17 protein-coding genes and 6 pseudogenes are annotated in these 17,851 nt (G+C 38.3%); 11 read left to right on the top strand and 12 right to left on the bottom strand.

Features of this window, described 5'->3' with window-relative positions:
* Positions 1-112: 112 nt before the first annotated feature.
* The 6 genes and pseudogenes from CMT41_RS18220 to CMT41_RS18195 form a co-directional block, all read left to right on the top strand.
* Positions 113-1,399: a putative O-glycosylation ligase, exosortase A system-associated gene (locus tag CMT41_RS18220; RefSeq protein ID WP_198149770.1), complete on the top strand. Its 1,287-nt coding sequence runs from the start codon at positions 113-115 to the stop codon at positions 1,397-1,399.
* On the top strand, positions 1,393-2,388 hold the full coding sequence (locus tag CMT41_RS18215) for a polysaccharide deacetylase family protein (protein WP_058028082.1): 996 nt from the start codon (positions 1,393-1,395) through the stop codon (positions 2,386-2,388). Before CMT41_RS18220 ends, CMT41_RS18215 begins: the two co-directional genes overlap by 7 nt.
* A complete protein-coding gene (locus tag CMT41_RS18210; protein WP_058028081.1) occupies positions 2,372-3,364 on the top strand; it encodes a polysaccharide deacetylase family protein in 993 nt (330 codons plus the stop codon). Before CMT41_RS18215 ends, CMT41_RS18210 begins: the two co-directional genes overlap by 17 nt.
* Positions 3,352-4,380: a GNAT family N-acetyltransferase gene (locus CMT41_RS18205; RefSeq protein WP_058028080.1), complete on the top strand. Its 1,029-nt coding sequence runs from the start codon at positions 3,352-3,354 to the stop codon at positions 4,378-4,380. The genes CMT41_RS18210 and CMT41_RS18205 overlap by 13 nt, the downstream gene beginning before the upstream one ends.
* Positions 4,381-5,322, top strand: a complete 942-nt coding sequence (locus CMT41_RS18200; protein WP_157466401.1) for a glycosyltransferase family 2 protein — start codon at positions 4,381-4,383, stop codon at positions 5,320-5,322.
* A gap of 112 nt (positions 5,323-5,434) precedes the next feature.
* Positions 5,435-5,689 (top strand): annotated as a pseudogene (locus tag CMT41_RS18195) (transposase); the annotation flags it as partial.
* Positions 5,690-5,697: 8 nt separating this feature from the next.
* On the opposite strand, the gene tnpB (CMT41_RS18190) reads toward CMT41_RS18195, so the two are convergent.
* The 8 genes and pseudogenes from tnpB (CMT41_RS18190) to tnpA (CMT41_RS18160) all read right to left on the bottom strand — a co-directional run bounded on the left by tnpB (CMT41_RS18190) (position 5,698) and on the right by tnpA (CMT41_RS18160) (position 9,313).
* Complete coding sequence (tnpB, locus tag CMT41_RS18190; RefSeq protein ID WP_198149769.1) at positions 5,698-5,967, bottom strand: IS66 family insertion sequence element accessory protein TnpB; 270 nt, start codon at positions 5,965-5,967, stop codon at positions 5,698-5,700.
* 88 nt (positions 5,968-6,055) lie between these two features.
* A complete protein-coding gene (locus tag CMT41_RS19650) occupies positions 6,056-6,196 on the bottom strand; it encodes a transposase domain-containing protein (protein WP_232300078.1) in 141 nt (46 codons plus the stop codon).
* Positions 6,197-6,667 (bottom strand): annotated as a pseudogene (locus tag CMT41_RS19825) (IS66 family transposase); the annotation flags it as partial.
* A complete protein-coding gene (locus tag CMT41_RS19820) occupies positions 6,592-7,059 on the bottom strand; it encodes an IS66 family transposase (protein ID WP_335338162.1) in 468 nt (155 codons plus the stop codon). The pseudogene CMT41_RS19825 and the gene CMT41_RS19820, both read right to left, overlap by 76 nt.
* 50 nt (positions 7,060-7,109) lie before the next feature.
* Positions 7,110-8,060 (bottom strand): IS1595 family transposase, encoded by a 951-nt coding sequence (locus CMT41_RS18175; RefSeq protein ID WP_058028076.1) that lies wholly within the window; start codon positions 8,058-8,060, stop codon positions 7,110-7,112.
* A gap of 53 nt (positions 8,061-8,113) precedes the next feature.
* Entirely contained in the window at positions 8,114-8,599 is a 486-nt protein-coding gene (locus CMT41_RS18840) for an IS66 family transposase zinc-finger binding domain-containing protein (protein ID WP_083494331.1), read from the bottom strand.
* A 58-nt stretch (positions 8,600-8,657) separates the two neighbouring features.
* Positions 8,658-9,008, bottom strand: a complete 351-nt coding sequence (gene tnpB, locus CMT41_RS18165; protein WP_058028075.1) for an IS66 family insertion sequence element accessory protein TnpB — start codon at positions 9,006-9,008, stop codon at positions 8,658-8,660.
* The gene (gene tnpA, locus CMT41_RS18160; RefSeq protein ID WP_058028074.1) at positions 9,008-9,313 is read right to left on the bottom strand and encodes an IS66 family insertion sequence element accessory protein TnpA; all 306 of its coding nucleotides are present in this window, start codon (positions 9,311-9,313) and stop codon (positions 9,008-9,010) included. The genes tnpB (CMT41_RS18165) and tnpA (CMT41_RS18160) overlap by 1 nt, the downstream gene beginning before the upstream one ends.
* Positions 9,314-9,399: 86 nt before the next feature.
* Here tnpA (CMT41_RS18160) and CMT41_RS18150 point away from each other — a divergent pair.
* Positions 9,400-10,826 (top strand): annotated as a pseudogene (locus tag CMT41_RS18150) (IS3 family transposase); the annotation flags it as partial.
* 143 nt (positions 10,827-10,969) lie between these two features.
* Here CMT41_RS18150 and CMT41_RS18145 read toward each other — a convergent pair.
* Complete coding sequence (locus tag CMT41_RS18145; protein WP_198149767.1) at positions 10,970-11,131, bottom strand: hypothetical protein; 162 nt, start codon at positions 11,129-11,131, stop codon at positions 10,970-10,972.
* A gap of 328 nt (positions 11,132-11,459) precedes the next feature.
* Here CMT41_RS18145 and istA point away from each other — a divergent pair, with 328 nt between their 5' ends.
* Together istA and istB are read left to right on the top strand one after the other, a co-directional pair.
* Positions 11,460-12,995 carry an IS21 family transposase gene (gene istA, locus CMT41_RS18140; RefSeq protein WP_058028070.1) on the top strand — a complete coding sequence of 512 codons (1,536 nt, stop codon included), beginning with the start codon at positions 11,460-11,462 and terminating at the stop codon, positions 12,993-12,995.
* Between the two features lie 10 nt (positions 12,996-13,005).
* Positions 13,006-13,731, top strand: coding sequence for an IS21-like element helper ATPase IstB (istB, locus tag CMT41_RS18135; RefSeq protein WP_058028069.1), 726 nt, complete (start codon positions 13,006-13,008; stop codon positions 13,729-13,731).
* Between the two features lie 26 nt (positions 13,732-13,757).
* Here the strand turns inward: istB and CMT41_RS18130 are convergent.
* Positions 13,758-14,762: pseudogene (locus CMT41_RS18130) on the bottom strand (IS3 family transposase); the annotation flags it as partial.
* 68 nt (positions 14,763-14,830) lie between these two features.
* Between CMT41_RS18130 and CMT41_RS18125 the strand changes: the two are divergent.
* Positions 14,831-15,781: an IS1595 family transposase gene (locus CMT41_RS18125; RefSeq protein WP_057183692.1), complete on the top strand. Its 951-nt coding sequence runs from the start codon at positions 14,831-14,833 to the stop codon at positions 15,779-15,781.
* 11 nt (positions 15,782-15,792) lie between these two features.
* Here the strand turns inward: CMT41_RS18125 and tnpA (CMT41_RS18120) are convergent.
* Positions 15,793-16,301 (bottom strand): annotated as a pseudogene (tnpA, locus tag CMT41_RS18120) (IS66 family insertion sequence element accessory protein TnpA); the annotation flags it as partial.
* Positions 16,302-16,428: 127 nt separating this feature from the next.
* On the opposite strand from tnpA (CMT41_RS18120), the pseudogene CMT41_RS18110 reads away from it, so the two are divergent.
* Positions 16,429-17,608: pseudogene (locus tag CMT41_RS18110) on the top strand (IS3 family transposase).
* A gap of 31 nt (positions 17,609-17,639) precedes the next feature.
* Here the strand turns inward: CMT41_RS18110 and tnpA (CMT41_RS19955) are convergent.
* Positions 17,640-17,756, bottom strand: coding sequence for an IS66 family insertion sequence element accessory protein TnpA (gene tnpA, locus CMT41_RS19955; RefSeq protein ID WP_442855055.1), 117 nt, complete (start codon positions 17,754-17,756; stop codon positions 17,640-17,642).
* Positions 17,757-17,851 lie beyond the last annotated feature (95 nt).

Raw genomic sequence — 17,851 nt, 5'->3', positions numbered from 1 at the left:
GCATAACAAAAAGGTTTACTTCTTGTGGATAGCTTATTATTTTTAGTGAATATAATTTCAATAACATATTTGTGTTATTGGGCAGTTAAGAATGATAAGGACGACAAATAAAGTGCGCGATATTCTTCTCTTAATTGCGTTTCCGGTACTTCTTTATTTTGTTTTTCGTCGCCCATTTATTGGCACTTCATTATGGATGTGGAGTGCATTGTTCTTTCCTAATGGTTGGGTTTGGGGGCTAGCATCAAACATTAGATTTAATTTAATCATAGCTATTGTTACCATCGTTTCTTATCTATTTCAAAAAAACAAATTAAAAACAGAAATATCTAGTATTACAATATTAGTAGTTATATTTTTTTGTTGGACGACAATTTCTAGTATTATAACTATTTCTAATCCAGATAGAGTATGGCATGAATGGAATCTGTTCATGAAAATTATTATCTTTTATCTGGTATGCATTACTACGTTAAAAACTAAGCATCATTTAAATGTGTTTTTATGGGCTATTGTTTTGTCTGCTGCTTATTTTGGCGCGGGTGAAGGACTCAAGTTTATAATTACAGCAGGTAGTCATAAATTAGAAGGGATTCCTGGGAGTCGCTTACAAGATAGAAATGAATTAGCTGTAGCATTGAATGCGTCTATTCCCATTGCTATATATTTATATTCGATAACCTCTAATAAGATACTAAAAATAGGATTAGTATGTGTCATAATCCTTAATATTGTCTCTATCATTGGCTCAAGTTCTAGAGGAGGAATCGTTGCGCTGATAGTGGTTTCAGGATATTTTTTCTTAAAAAGCAAAAGAAAAATCCGAGTTTCTTTTGTAATGACATTTCTTGTTTTGATCGGTAGTTTTTTAGTTTCTGAAGATTGGCTTAATCGAATGAATACTATCGAAAACATGGGAGAAGATGCATCAATGTTGGGGAGATTCGCTGCGTGGAAAATAAATACATTAATAGCGCTAGATAATCCATTTTTCGGTGCAGGTTTTAAGGCATGTGAAAACATCTTAGTATGGAAAATCTATGAGCCTGATTTAAATACATTAGATTATATTATTGATACTAGTAGCTACGTAGCACCTTTTGCGAAAGCAGCACATAGTATCTATTTCCAAGTTTTGGGTGATCAGGGAATAGTAGGTTTTTTATTATACATTGCAATTCTAACTTCTGCCTTTTTTAAGTTCTCGTCTGCGAATAAAATGGAGAACCTCTCTCCTGATCTTAAATATATGTCTCAAATGGTACAGCTTTCACTTATAGCTTTTTGTGCAGGCGGGGCAGCTCTTAGTATTGCATATTATGATTTGCTATTTGCTTTAATTGCTCTTTCTCATTGCATAATGTATGTTTCAAAAAAAGAAAGCGAGGTCTCGTGTTAAATATTGTTATTAAATTTTTAATAAAAAAAGCATTTGGCAAAGCACCATATAGTAAATTATTAGTTTTTAGCTTTCATGATGTATATGAGGGCAAGTCTGACTTTACTGAATCTTCTTCTCTGTTTGGAAAAGTAAAGAATCAAATATATTGGATTCATAAATATTTTGATATCTTACCACTGGCTGAGGGGGTTGATTTATGCAGGAAAGGCTTATTAAAGAAACCTACAGCGTGTTTGACTTTTGATGATGGTTATTATTCTCATTATCAATATATATTACCTTTACTAACTAGTTTGGATATCAAAGCTTCATTCTTCATTACCAGTAAACACTTCGGAAATAGTTTGTTATGGAATGATTTGTTATTATTATTTTATAAGCGATCTTCGATATCAAATTGGAAAAAATTGTGTCATGAGTTAATAAAAATTGCGGATGCTAAAAGCAAAAAATCGGTGGATTACGCTTATATGGAGAGGATATTCAAATATTTATGTTTAGAAAAACGGAATGTAATAATAAATAAAATTAACTTATTAGAAGATATGACTATTTCTGCACAGCCTCGAATGCTCGGTGTTAAAGAAGTAATAGAGTTACAAATAAGCGGTATGTCAATAGGCGGGCACACTGTAAATCATCCTATTTTGTCAAAGGAAAGTACAGTTGTCGCAAAAAAAGAAATAATAGATAACCTCGAGGATTTACATAAAATAACTCAAGTTTTTCCATTGGAGTTTGCTATCCCCAATGGAAAACCAAAACTCGACTTTAGTGATGAGCACCTCGATATCTTATCAGAATCAGGGGTTAAATATGTTGTTACAACATCACCTGGTTATTTTGAAGCTGGCTCAGATCCTATGCAAATACCAAGAATAAGTTTAACGGGCAATAATAGTTTATCCTTTCTTAAGAGTATTATTGCGAATTATAAATCCCAAGGTGACTTTATTGAATGTAGGGGCTATGAAAGAGATAATTAAGTGGTTGTTCTTTAAAATAGGTTTGATGCGCATATTTCATCAATTTCGTAATAAAAAAACACTAACTATTATAATGTTGCACAGAGTCCTTCCTGATAAACAGGCCTTAGAGCAAGGTGCGGATTTAGAATGGACAATATCACCTGAACTATTAGATTCCATAATAGTCTTTGCGAAAAAGTATTATAATTTTATTAGTTTACAACAATTACAAAGTTGGCAAAGTGGTCAGGGCATATTGCCAGATAGAGCATTACTATTAACATTTGATGACGGTTGGGCTGATAATTATGGTTATGCTTTGCCGATAGTTAAGTTGCATAAAGTACCTGCAGTTATTCATCAGGTTTCTGATTGTATAGATAACCATGCATTTCTATGGCAAGAGCAACTAACAATACTTGCCAAATTAGATCTTTTATTATTTGATGAATTGTTAACTAAGTTAGAACTTAAGGTTAATTCACTATCAGAAGCTATTTTTGAAATTGAAAACAATGTAGAGAAACGTAATAATTTAATCAAATTATTACCTACTTTATTTCCATTGGCACAAAAAATGATGCTTAATAGTGACGAACTTATTAAAATGCAATCTCAAGGTTTTAGCCTCTCATCACATGGCAAAACACATTCGAAATTGAGTTTGTTATCACAGTCTGAATTACAGAAAGAATTGTCTGAATCGAAAAAATCTTTAGAGAAAATTTGTAAACAAAAAGTAACTAGTATTTCTTTTCCACATGGTGGAGTGAATACACAAGTTATACAGGAAAGTATATGTGCAGGTTATCAAACACTGTTTTCTAGTCAGAGCATTATTAACTTATTAGTAGACGGAAAAAAATTGTTTGGAAGAATTCATCTTTCTGCCGAAAATTGTAAAGAAAACAATTGCTTTTCATCAAAAAAACTATCGTTTTTTCTTTTTTATCGTACAAAAAAAACTGAGGTTGATATGCAATGCATGAAATAATTTTTGCAAGAAAAAAACTCAATGAAATGACTTTTTTAGAAATACATGAATGGAGTGAATTAACATCTTCTTCTACCCATTTTTCGTCACCTTTTTACCAATATGACTTCGCTAAAGTTGCAAATGATACAGGGAATTTAGTTGAAGTGATTTTAGGCTACGTTAACAAAAGTGTAGTGTTTATACTCCCATTTCAATATGATTCAATAATTGCAAAAATATTAGGCTTAGCAAGGCGAGTTGGCGGGCAATTGTCAGATTATTCTGGTGCTATTATTTCTTCTAATATAGCTTTTAATATAGATGTAGCAAGCCTTCCTTTGAGTTATTTGTTTTTAGATCATGTCCCTAAACAATGTCAAAGGTTAAATGTTGAAGAAGGATATTTTTATCAAGAAGATTCTTCTCAAATCATTCTAAGTGGCGATTCTGACACTTATTTTGATGAATTTAAAAAACGAAACAAAAAATATTATAATGATGTAAAAAGACTTGAAAGGATGGCAGAACGCGATTTTGGTCCAATAAATTTTACCTACAAATCAATTGATCAGAGGGAATTTGAGCATTTGATAAATAAAAAAATAGCTCAATATAAGCAAATGGGTGTTAAAAACCCCCTAGAAAAGGATTGGACAAAAGAAATGTTACGTACTCTTTTTAAAGGTGGGTTGGCTAATATAACGCCTGTCCTTTCAGTACTAAATGCAGGAGATAAATGGCTTGCTTCTCACTTTGGAGTGGAAGCAAATGGTATATTTCATTATTGGTTTCCAGTTCATAATAATGAAGTAAACAAGTACTCACCAGGTAAACAACTGCTTTTCAAGATAATAGAAAAAAGTTATTCAGAAAATATTCATTGTATAGATCTTGGTTTGGGTGAAACAGCATTTAAAGACAAATTTTGTAATAACTCGATTCCTTTATATAAAACACAAATGGTAAGTAATTCCATTTATGGCAAGTTTACTAAGGCTTACCAAGCTGCACTGTGGAAATTTAAAGCGGTATAATTGCAAGAAGAGACTTATTTGATGTTGAAGAATAATGTTAGTGTAATTATCCCAGCATTTAATGCAGAAAAAACACTAAAAAGAGCCTTCTTATCTACCTTAGAGCAAGGTATTGATAATGAAGTCATAATAATTAATGATAAGAGTTCAGACAAAACTTTAGAAATAGCGAACTATTTAGCTGATAAATATAAAAACATTATAGTATTGGATAATGAAGTAAATATTGGTGTTTCCGCTACGCGGAATAGAGGTATTTCGATTGCTAAAGGCGAATATGTGGCATTTTTAGATGCAGATGATATTTGGCTGCCTTTGAAACTACAAAAGCAATTAGAAGTATTCAAATTGACTCCTAATTGTGTCTTAGTGTCTTGTGACTGTTTACAGGTATCCCCATCAGGAAAAGCCTTAAAAAGAGGGCATATAAACAAACCTCCTGTTACTGGTACTCATGCGTGGATCACATTGTTGAAGTATAATTTCATGCCTACACCTACGGTAGTTACAAAAACAGACTTAGCATTAAAATTTGGTGGTTTTGATCAAAAATACAAAATTGCGGAAGACTTAGATTTGTGGATTAAGATAGCTAAAGAAGGTTCCGTTGCTATAGTTGAGGAAGTTTTAGTTCACTACTTTGATTATGATGGGAGTTTAATGAAAGTAGGTGAAATTGATCCTGCAGTAGTTATTTTAAATATGTTAGATAAGCACGTAAAAGGTGAAGCCAGAATTTCTAAAAAAGAATATCGTGAGATCTATAAAAAAAGATATTATGATTTTGCTATTCAGAATCATAATAATTATAAAAAAAGTAAAAAGTATATTGATAAATCCATAACATGTGGACTTCCTTTACTTGTAGCTTATAATTTTCTAATTCGTTCTTATTTTAATTCACACATAAGTCGTGTGTTACAGTGGTTTAAAAAGGGATAGCCAACGGTAAACATTACTAGTTAGTTTTTGATTTAGAAAGAGCCCCCTGTGTCAGAGTTGTTGTCGCCTCAATTGATTTTATAAATAAACAGGGTGCGGTAAGTTTGAGTTAGTGGATTATCAAAGGTATTCAAGTCAATTTAAAGAAGCAGTATTAAACAAGCTCAGTCAAATGGACTTGTCGGTCAGAAAGTTTGCAGAGCAAGAAGGTATAAATATTTCAACCCTGTATAGTTGGCAAAAGCAATTCAATGTCTCAGGTTTAAAATTGTCAAAAGTTAGTTCGTCAGATAAGTGGTCAAGTGAAGATAAGTTTGCTGCTGTGCTCGAAACATCCACATTGTCGGAAGTTGAGTTAAGTGAGTATCCAGGCAACTAGATCATCGACTGATAATGTAATTCTTGATGTCCAAGGACATCATAGCCACAGAGTAACCAATCGAGTTGCTTAGCGCTTAACGCAAATTCATTGCCGTTAACTTTGCTTGGCCATTTGAATTTTTTTTCCAAACGCTTTTGCCAGAGTGCAAAGCCTGTTTTGTCACAGTACAATATTTTCAGTTTGTCTTTGGATTTATTGCAAAAAACGAATAAAGCGCCGGTATAGGCATCACGATTTCCCCCCCGTGTCAGAATAGTTGTCACCCCTAAAATTTAAATTTTTTTAGATCGGGGAGTGGTAATCGAACAATAAATGTCTAGTTATTCGTAAGCGCGCATTTAAGCAGTGCGCTTAGCTATAATCGAAGTCTAGCTGCACATTCCACGGCATTAAGTCGGTAAAATCATCATCACCCTCTTGTCGATTCGGTAACGTTTTAAATAAATGCAGGAAGTAATAATAAGGATTGATGTCATTGGCTCGACACGTCATCACGATGCTATAAAGTGTTGCACTTGCCTGTGCACCCTGAACCGATTTTGAGAATAACCAATTTTTTCTTCCCGTGGTAAACGGCCTGATATCACGCTCGGTGATATTATTATCAATCCCTAGATGACCATCTTCAACATAGCGAATTAATTTATGCCATTGATTGAGATTATATTTGATTGCTTTGCCAATATAGCTACCCGGCATTATTTTCTCACTGGCTTCATCAAGCCATGCTTTGAATTGTATTAAAATCGGCAGGGCTTTTTCTTGTCGCAGTTGATAGCGAGCTTGGGGTGATAACTTTTTGTTTTTGGCTCCGGTTTCCAGTTTATATAATTGGCTGATAAAACTAATGGCTTTATGCGCACGACCTTTGTTTTTAGATCCGGCTTTTAATGCTTCATCGTATTTACGTCTGGCATGTGCCCAACAGCCAACAGGAGTAATACCTTCAAGACCGTCATAAACACTGTAACCGTCGCACTGTAAGTGACCTTGATAGCCCGCGAGGAATTCCTCTGCACAAGCCCAGCCTGATAGTCGTAAATAACCACGACTTGCTCACTGACTTCATTGCTACGATACACCCACATTTGTGAGTTGCTACTTGGATTATCACCTTCATCTAAGACTTGTACACGCGTTTCATCCGCGCATAAACTGTACTCGCTAAGCAAGTGTTTTTGCATCGCTTTCACTAATGGCTTGATAAGATTACCGGCTTTAATGCACCAATTGGCCAGCGTTCCTCGCGATAAACTTAACCCCCCTCGTCCAAAAATATCAACTTGTCGGTAAAGAGGGAGTGCATCGCAGTATTTGGCGGTAACCACCGCGGCTAATGCTTCAGGACTTGCCATGCTACCCGGAATAGGCTGTTTTGGTTTGGCTCTGTTGTAGAACACTGTTGTCACCCATAGGCAGCGATTAATATTTCCTGTTTATTAAGCTTTGCATTACTTTCCCTAAACCAAGCAAGGTAATTCGATAAATACTTTGTGGCTACTCCTTTCATTTTCCCGTTAACCCAACCCTTAAAGTGGGCTATTGCACCGTTCACGGTCTGGATATGGTAAACCTTATCTATGACTCTCTCCTTACCATTTATTAGTCGCTTATGGTCACAATTTTTTTGCTTGGCTATCGTCACATATGACCATGAGCCATCACTGCATAATACCGAGTTCTCAGTAATGTTAGGAGCTAAATTAGCGGCTATTTCTGCCGTTGTATCAGCCGATAATATCGGATTAATCATATGGTTACTGCGATCAATAGATAAAAGTACTGTGACCTGTCCTTTTCTAGTTCTTTTATCAATATTACCACCCCGTTTTCTGGGTTTAGTTTGCTTTGTTAATGTGTTCGAGCCTTTTTCTGAGTAGGCAAGGAAAAACTCATCAACTTCAATAATGCCAGATAATTTATCGTGATTTTTTCCTGATTGAGCACTCAAAAAACGGTGACGCCATAGAAAGGCTGTTCTAAGGTTAATATGACAAATATTAGCGGCTTCTCTTAAGGTTAATTTCAGCACCATACAACGTGCATATTCTTCCCATAAATAACTTTTACGTAGTTTCGCCAGTGGTGTACTCGTCTTATTATTAAAGGTTTTTAAGCAACCTTTACAACGATACCTTTGTATTGAACCAGACTTCCCCCATTTTTTTAAATGGATAGAATGGCAGTGTGGGCATTGAGATAGCGCATCGAAAAGTGGCTGAATTAACTCATCCGTACTAATTTCAGTGTCTAATGCTTGAATTGACTGGTGAACTACCTCTCTTTGCGCCGGTGTCATAGAGAAAAGTGCTTTCGTGATTAGATTAAGCTTACTTACAAATGATTTAGTCTTCATTGCTAGTACCTTCAATCAGTTAAGTCTTATTTATAAGTATAGACAACAATTAGCTACAACAGAGCCTTTGGTTTAGGGGCCGTTATTATTTTATTTGTCAGTTGCTCGTGCTCACAGCTTCTGCACGCATACTTAAATTGCTTGTGTTTAATCACGCTAATTTTGGCTGGACTGATTTTAATTTGCTTACTGTCTTCACTGCCACAATGATGCATTTGTTCACCGCAGCACGGACAATCAAGACTCGTCAAGGTGTGCTCAATCACTTCTCGTTCAAAATGCTCCGCCAGTGTTTGTTTGCCTTTTTTATGATGTTTTGGCGGCTCAGTCGTTTTATGCTGCTCGGCTTCGTTGAAGGTGCCCCGTGGGGCTTTTTCACTTTTTCGGCCGTATTTTTGTGATTGTCTTAATTTGAGTTCAGCCAGTAAATGGTCTATGCGTGTTTGCATTTCAACTTTATCTTCGTGCAAGGCATCAATCTGCGCTTGCATGCGAGCAAGTTGCTTTTGGAGTTCGGCTAGTTGAGTCTGTTCAGTCATTGGCATAGCATGACACACGGGCAAGATCGTTCAAGGTGATAAAAACGATCCGGCCTATTTAAATCACCGATAGCCCGGATAAAGTCTGGTGTCGCGTTTTATTATTGACCGGTAACCCGGATAACAACCATTGCAACTGCCGTTGTTCAATGCTAATTGCTGACAGTACTTCGCTCTGTTTTGGCCACTGAAATCGCCCTTGCTCTAAGCGGCGATAATAGAGCCAGAAACCGTTGGTATCCCAAAATAAAATTTTTAATTTATCGCGTTGTTTATTACAAAAAACAAACCAAGCTTGACTCAAAGGATCAAGTAATAAGGACTCACTGACAATAATGCTAAGACCATTAATTGATTTTCTCATGTCGGTAGACCCTGTGACGAGGAACACCGATGTTGGGGAGTGCATCACAGTACCTTCAGTAGTTGTGCTAACGTTTGGTGCGCGAGTGTCGACTCAAACTCTAGTTGGTAACCCTGCGGCGTGGTCAATTTAATCATTGAGGATTGAGTAAAGAGCTGCTCATGAATAACCAAGGGGATCACTTGTTGCGGTTTAACGGCGAGTGTTTCGCCAGAAAGACGTTTACGCCAGGCGTAGAAAGTGGAGGTGTTAACGTTATTGTCGCGGCAAAATTTCATGATACTTAAACCACTATTTTTGTGCTGCTCAAAGATATTTTGCCAATGGTTGGTTTTTTGCCGTTTCTTCATAATTACCTCATGTTAATGTGCTGAAGTAATTATGCACAGCCTTGATTTATATTGGTATGTGGGGCTAATTTCGCGCTTACTAATCAAGCAAGAGAAAGGGTCAGCCAGTGCCAGGTAAGAAATCAACACCAGATCAATGGTCACATGAAATGAAGTTCGCGGTTGTTGTTGAAACGGCCTCCTTATCTGAATCAGAATTAGGCAAGTATTGTCGAACAAAAGGATTATTCATTGATCAGGTAAAGCAATGGAAGCAGCAATGTATTCAAGGCTTTCAGAGTAATGAACAACAAAACAAAACGATAAAGCAGCAAGCGAAAGAAGATAAAGCGGAAATTAAATCACTGAAAAAAGACCTGAGATATAAAGAAAAAGCATTGGCAGAAACTGCCGCTTTATTGGTGCTGCGAAAAAAGCTCAAGGCCTTTTACGGGGAATAAGCAGAGGACGATTAACGCCTCCCGATGAAAGGCTGACGCTCGTTACCCTCATTCAAGCAGCAATGAAAGACGGGTGCAGCATTCATGCTGCCTGCGTGGAAACGGAGTTCAGCTTGAGAACCTACCGTCGCTGGTTTTGTGGTAAAGAGATCACGGTAGATAAGCGGCCCGACGCTAAGCGCCCTGAGCCAAGTAATAAATTAAGCAAAGCAGAACGGAAAACTATTTTAGCGACGTGTAATGAGGCAGAATACGCAAATTTACCGCCTTCGCAAATCGTGCCTATTTTATTGGATGAGGGTATCTATCACGGCTCCGAATCGAGCTTTTACCGCGTATTAAAGCAAGCAGACCAGCTGCATCACCGAGGCCGTAGTCATGCGCCAAAGCGTGTAGGTAAACCAACGAGTTATACGGCACACAAGGCGAACGAAGTGTGGTCTTGGGATATTACCTACTTGGCTTCAACCGTTAAAGGGCGGTTTTATTACCTGTATTTGTTCGAAGATATTTATAGTAGAAAAATTGTGGGTTATGAAGTCTATGAGCAGGAATGTGGCAAGCGAGCAGGAAATTTATTACAGCGATGCATGTTACGCGAACAATGTCTTAATAGCCCATTGGTTTTGCATTCTGACAATGGTGCGCCGATGAAAGCTCAAACAATGAAGGCTAAAATGGAAGAGCTTGGCGTATTACCATCATACAGCAGACCAAGGGTAAGCGATGATAATCCTTATTCAGAAGCGCTATTGAGAACCTTAAAATATCGCCCTGAATGGCCATCTTCAGGCTTTGCTAATTTAGAAGTCGCTAGAGATTGGGTGCAAAATATTGTTGATTGGTACAATAACAAACATCGGCACAGTAAAATAAACTTCGTTACACCAGGGCAACGGCATCGAGGTGAAGACAAGGTTATTTTAAGTAAGAGAGAATTAGTACTCGAAAAAGCAAAAGAAGCAAACCCACTACGGTGGTCGAGAAAGATCAGGAATTGCGAGCCAGCAGGCTCAGTATCATTGAATCCAGAAAAGGAAAGTATAAAAAACGAACAAAAAGAAGTCGCTTAACAAAATTAGGGTAAACAGTGCCAACTATCTGGAAAAACACCGATTTAGTTCATCTTCAACCAGTGCAGCAAGCCCATTTATTGCTTTGCGAAAGTCGACAAAATCTCGATATAAGAAAACGGCTGATGGCTCAATAAACATCTTCATACAATAAGCTCGCGTAATAATTGGCTTAAGTAAGTAACCGAGGTTGATGCCGGTAAACTGATATTTGCTTTACCCACGGTAACTGTTATGAAAGTTTGCTCTTCAATAAGTTCCACCTGTTGTGTTATTTTGGCGCGAACAAAGTTGCCTGACGACAAGCTGAGTTTCTTCCTAAGGGCATAATAGCGGTGTTTTTCAAGGCAGTTGTCGCCTAAATTGTTAAGCAGCTTCTTTGTATTGCTCTGGATTTAGCTCCACAGCGCCTATTGGCTGCCAGTTTTGCATGCTTCGGCCTGAACCGATCACCCGTTTCGGTATTATCCGATCATTGATTTCGGGATTAACCGATCACTCCTTTCGCTTTGAACCGATCGTTTTGGAACTATTTCCGAAATAGGTGATCGGTTGTCCGAAACGCCTCTCTTTTTCGTTTTTCATCAATAAGTTACTCTCTATTAATCACAACAAATGGTTTTGGGGAATAACATGCGAAAAAAGAGAACACCAATGAGCAAAATAAATGACGTCTTACGTTTAAAATTTGAAGCGAAGCTATCTCATCGGGACATTGCCTTATGCCTAAAAATTGGCCCTGCCACTGTTTCTGAAATTCTCACGCGCTTTAAAAATGCAAAGTTAAGCTGGCCATTACCTGACGATCTTAGCGAGGCCGTACTTGAACAACGCTTATTCCCAGGTAAAGGCTCTTCAGCAACGAAAGAAGTGCCTGATTTTGCCTTGATGCATAAAGAGCTGAAGCGCAAAGGCATGACTAAAATTCTTTTGTGGCAAGAGTATCAAGCAAAGTACCTAGAAAAGGCTTATGCCTACACTCAGTTTTGTGAATACTATCTACGCTGGAAGAAAAAGCTTAAACGCAGCATGCGCCAACATCATATCGCAGGTGATAAACTCTTCATTGATTACTGTGGTCCAACCGTACCAATCGTTAACCCTGATACCGGAGAGTGTCGCAATGCACAGATATTTGTCGCGACTTTAGGCGCATCGAACTACACCTTTATTGAAGCCAGTGCCAGTCAAAAACAAGAAGATTGGTTAATGGCACATGTCAGTGCGTTTGAATTTTTTGGTGGTGTGCCAAATTTGCTAGTGCCTGATAACTTGCGCAGTGCGGTGACTAAAGCGGATAGATATGAGCCAACTCTTAATGAGAATTATCTCAAGTTAGCGCGTCATTACAACACCGCAATAATGCCAGCAAGACCCTATAAACCCAAAGATAAAGCAAAAGCTGAGAATGCCGTCCTTATCGTTGAACGATGGATATTAATGCGCATACGCCATCAAGTGTTCCACACCTTGGCGAGCTTGAATCACGAACTAAAATATCTACTCAAAGACTTAAATCAACGTAAATTTAGGCAGTTACCGGGCAACCGTGAAAGCTTATTTGAGCAACTTGACCGTCCAGCATTAAAGCCACTTCCTCAATATCCCTATGAATATGTTGACCACCATCACGCCAAAGTCGGCATTGATTATCATGTGCTTTATAAAAAGCATGCTTACTCGGTACCGCATATTTATAGCGGTGAGCGTGTTGATACGCAAGCAACCGTTCGCATGATAAGAATTTACTTCAAAGGACAATGTATTGCCCAACATCCTAGAAGCCATAAGGAAGGTGGATTCACGACCATAGCAGAGCATATGCCGTTAGCGCATCAAAAACAGCAGTGGTCACCACAGCGCTTGCTTAGTTGGGGAAAAAGCATTGGGTGTGGCACTCGTAGTGTCGTTGAGCACCAACTTAATAGCAAAACGCATCCAGAGCAAGCCTACCGAGCCTGTTTAGGTTTACTTAGTTTAGCGAGGAAATATACAGAGGCTCGTTTAGAGCAAGCTTGCCAAAGCGCATTGCTGTTAGAAAGGCCAGACCGATTTACCGTAAAAAACCTCCTTGAAAACAAACGAGAAAATGTTGCTCTTGAGCAAAGCCAAGAGTCAAACGAGCCGATAAAACACCAAAATATCCGTGGTTCAAAGTACTACAACTGAGGAAAACAACATGAATGATATTGTCATCGAACAACTGCGTAGTTTACGACTTAGTCCATTCGCTAATGCGCTTGAATTACAACGTCAACAACCGACTACGTTTAATGAATTAGGGTTTGAAGAAAGACTGACTCTGCTACTAGATCATGAACTCATTGAACGTGAAAATGCGCGAGTAAAGCGTTTACGAAAGCAAGCAAATTTTCGCCTTGATGCGCCACCAGAAAAGCTTAACTACAGCATTGAACGAGGCTTGATAAAGAGTGAGATTGCACCACTCATCGGTGGCAACTACCTGCAATTAAAGCAAAATATACTTATCACCGGCAAAACAGGCTGTGGCAAAACCTATTTAGCTTGTGCGCTTGGCGAGCAAGGATGTCGCCAACAATACCGAGTGAGATATTATCGTTTAGGGCGGCTACTTGATGCACTCATCGCGGCACGAGTTGACGGTAGTTACACGCTGTTGATGAATCAATTAAGTAAGGTTGAACTGTTGATCTTAGATGACTGGGGGCTAGAAAAAATGACCGCTCGACAGGCCAGCGAATTGCTTGAGGTTATTGAAGATCGTTATCAAGTTAACAGCACTATTATTGCTAGCCAAGTGCCCGTTAAAGAGTGGCATCAACTGATAAGCAATCCCACAATTGCCGATGCGCTACTTGATAGGTTGATCCATAATAGCTACAAAATTGATCTTAATGGAGACTCACAAAGAAAAAAAATTTGACTCTATCCGATCACTAGGTATAAATATTAACTATGAAAAAGAGAGTGAAAAAAAGTGATCGGTCCATCCGAAATACGCAAGTTTCTTTCACTTTTTGACCATCGCTCTGGATGCTCATTTCTTTTTTCCTGATACAACGCTTTTCGTTTCGCTAATATTTCTACATCAAGCCCTTCGTGCCTTTGGTTTGGCGTGACAAACCTGATCCGACTATGGCGATGTTCATTGTTGTACCAGTAAACGAACTTCTTTACCCACTTACGTGCCTCATCTAAAGATTTAAAACCTTTACCAGGCCAGCTAGGATGGTACTTAACCGTTCTAAACAGTGCTTCTGAGTACGGATTATCATTACTTACCCTTGGGCGACTTCGCGAGGTAACAACACCTAAATCATACATCTTGGCTCGCATCGTCAAACTTTTCATGGGCGCACCATTATCCGAGTGCAATACTAAGTCTGTTTTTAAACATTTCTCGCTCCAAACACTACGCTCTAATAACGCTGCCGCTTGCTCACCTGTTTCGTTGGTGTGAACTTCCCAACCAACGACTTTACGGCTGTAAATATCTTCAATCATATACAGGTAATAGTGTTGCCCTATCACAGTTGTTGGCATATAACTGATATCCCAACTCCATACTTCTTTGGGCTTTTTAGCAGTATAACTCGTTGGCCTTTTATGGCTATTTCTCGGTTTAGCTTTACCTCTGTGATGCAGCATGTTCTCCGCTTTTAATAGGCGATAAAAGCTCGACTCAGAAGCAATATATTCACCTCTGTCTGCCAGTATGGGTACTATCTGGCTTGGTGGCAATGAGGCAAACTCTTCCACATTACAAACGTCAATAACTGCTTATCGCTCTTTTGCACTTAGCTTGTTCATCGGCTCTGGCCTAATAGCTGTTGGTCTTTTATCTTCACCAATAGTTCCATCAATACGCCAACGCTGTAAAGTTCTTGCTGATAAGCCAATAACCTCACAGGCCTTATCTTGCCTATCGGTCAGCGGTATTAGCTGTCTTCTTTTTCGGCTCTGTTGTAGCTAATTGTTGTCTATACTTATAAATAAGACTTAACTGATTGAAGGTACTAGCAATGAAGACTAAATCATTTGTAAGTAAGCTTAATCTAATCACGAAAGCACTTTTCTCTATGACACCGGCGCAAAGAGAGGTAGTTCACCAGTCAATTCAAGCATTAGACACTGAAATTAGTACGGATGAGTTAATTCAGCCACTTTTCGATGCGCTATCTCAATGCCCACACTGCCATTCTATCCATTTAAAAAAATGGGGGAAGTCTGGTTCAATACAAAGGTATCGTTGTAAAGGTTGCTTAAAAACCTTTAATAATAAGACGAGTACACCACTGGCGAAACTACGTAAAAGTTATTTATGGGAAGAATATGCACGTTGTATGGTGCTGAAATTAACCTTAAGAGAAGCCGCTAATATTTGTCATATTAACCTTAGAACAGCCTTTCTATGGCGTCACCGTTTTTTGAGTGCTCAATCAGGAAAAAATCACGATAAATTATCTGGCATTATTGAAGTTGATGAGTTTTTCCTTGCCTACTCAGAAAAAGGCTCGAACACATTAACAAAGCAAACTAAACCCAGAAAACGGGGTGGTAATATTGATAAAAGAACTAGAGAAGGACAGGTCACAGTACTTTTATCTATTGATCGCAGTAACCATATGATTAATCCGATATTATCGGCTGATACAACGGCAGAAATAGCCGCTAATTTAGCTCCTAACATTACTGAGAACTCGGTATTATGCAGTGATGGCTCATGGTCATATGTGACGATAGCCAAGCAAAAAAATTGTGACCATAAGCGACTAATAAATGGTAAGGAGAGAGTCATAGATAAGGTTTACCATATCCAGACCGTGAACGGTGCAATAGCCCACTTTAAGGGTTGGGTTAACGGGAAAATGAAAGGAGTAGCCACAAAGTATTTATCGAATTACCTTGCTTGGTTTAGGGAAAGTAATGCAAAGCTTAATAAACAGGAAATATTAATCGCTGCCTATGGGTGACAACAGTGTTCTACAACAGAGCCTCTTTTTCCTTCCAATAGGCATCGAACTTTTTTCCTAATACGAGCAATGCAGCAGTTTCTGCTAAGGCCTTGTCTTTTCGGTGCAGCTCACGCTCTAATTATTTAATACGTTTTTTATCTGCTTTTTGCTCTGGTGTACTCTTTGTACTCTTTGTTCTTTTTGTCGACTTAGCAGTACTCCCTGCGATGAAAGCTTGTTTCCAGACTTTAATTTGCTCAGGATACAAACCTTTGGTTCGACAATATTCACTTAAATCAACCTCCGATAATGTGGAGGTTTCGATCACAACAGCAAACTTCTCTTCGCTTGACCACTTATCTGACGAACTAACTTTTGACACACTAAAACCTGAGACATTGAATTGCTTTTGCCAACTATACATTGTTGAAAGATTAATGCCTTCTTGCTCAGCAAACTTTCTGACCGACAAACCACTTTGACTTAGCTTATTTAATATTGCTTCTTTAAACTGGCTTGAATACCTTTGATAATCCACTAACTTAAACTTACCGCACCCTGTGTATTTATAAACTTAATTGAGGCGATAACAACCCTGACACAGGGGGAAATGATCTTCCCCCGCTTTAACGGACACCAAAATCTAACTAAAGATGAGGTGTTCAATGCCAAAGTACAACAATCCAAGACGAACTTGGAAGTATTCAAACGACTTCAAAGTCACCGCTGTTCAACTTAGTTTCGTTGTTGGCGTCACAATAAAATCTGTCGCACTAAAGCTCGACATTCACCCGTTCATGCTGTCACGATGGCGAAAAGAATATCGCGAAGGAATTATTGTGGCGGATAAACGTAAAAAAGTAGCTGGGCAATCGAAAGCAAAAAAACAACTGACCAACGAACAAAAACTTGAGCGTGAAAATAAACAGCTTAAGGAGGAGTTGTACGTGCTAAAAAAGTGGCAACGGTATCTTGCCGAGGAACATCAGCAAGATATCGATTCATCGAAAAACTCAGAGCAGAAGTAAGTGTTAAAGCATTAATTCATCTGCTTGGTGTATCCAAAAGTGGGTATTACGATTGGAGAAATCGTCAGCCTAGCGATCGTTTAATTGAAGATGATGAACTGAAGGTTAAAATTCAACGAATATTCACTGAGAACAAAGGGCGATATGGTAGTCCCCGCATTTTTAAGGCCTTACAAAAGCAAGGCTACAAGATAGGTAAAAAACGTGTAGAACGTTTGTACCGTGGACTTGGCCTGGTTGCTAGAGTGATGCTCGTGACGACTCGTTCGGCCGCTTATAAACGTTTCCTCGTGACAGGTGACAATTTACGCCCTGATGGTGATGTGCCTACCGCAGTCAATAAAGTGTGGGTTGCCGACGTTACTTATTTAAAGGTAAAAGGTGTATGCGTTATTTATCCGTGATAATGGATTTGTATTCTCGACGTGTTATTAGTTGGAGTTTAGATAAAAATAGAACAGCACAAGTAACGAAGCGGACGTTACTCAATGCCGTTAAAAAGAGAAAGCCACAAGGTGATTTAATGCTACATACCGATAGAGGCGTTGAGTATCGCGGACAAGTTTATCAAAAAGCATTGAAACGAAATGGGATAGTGCATAGTTTGAGTCGAGCAGGAAAGTGTACGGACAATGCTCATATGGAGTCATTTTTCCATTCAATGAAAACGGAAGCTATTCGTGGTAATGTTTTTAAAACTGATGCACAGTTACGAGGAACACTTGGCAATTATATTAACAAATACTACAATGCGACAAGGATGCATTCAGGTATAAATTATTGCTCACCGATAGAATATGAAGCAATAGCAGCGTGAAAAAAAATGTGTCCGTTTTATCGGGGGAAGATCAAAAGCTCGACGTTGATAATTGCTGTTGTTGGCAATAATCAATAATGGTTAAGCCGCTGGTTTGTTGATCTTCAATGATGGTTTGCCATTGTTCTTGGCTACGTGAAATTCTCATGCTTATCTCCTATATTAAATGAGGAGATAATGTAGATGAGATCAAGTGCTAGAGGCAGGTGTCGTTAGCTATACGCTTACATTTAGGCGACAACT

This window comes from Colwellia sp. MT41 (assembly GCF_001444365.1).
Lineage (GTDB): Bacteria > Pseudomonadota > Gammaproteobacteria > Enterobacterales > Alteromonadaceae > Colwellia > Colwellia marinimaniae.
Note: the sequence above shows the minus strand (reverse complement) of the source record. Positions and strands in the feature narration are given on the sequence as shown.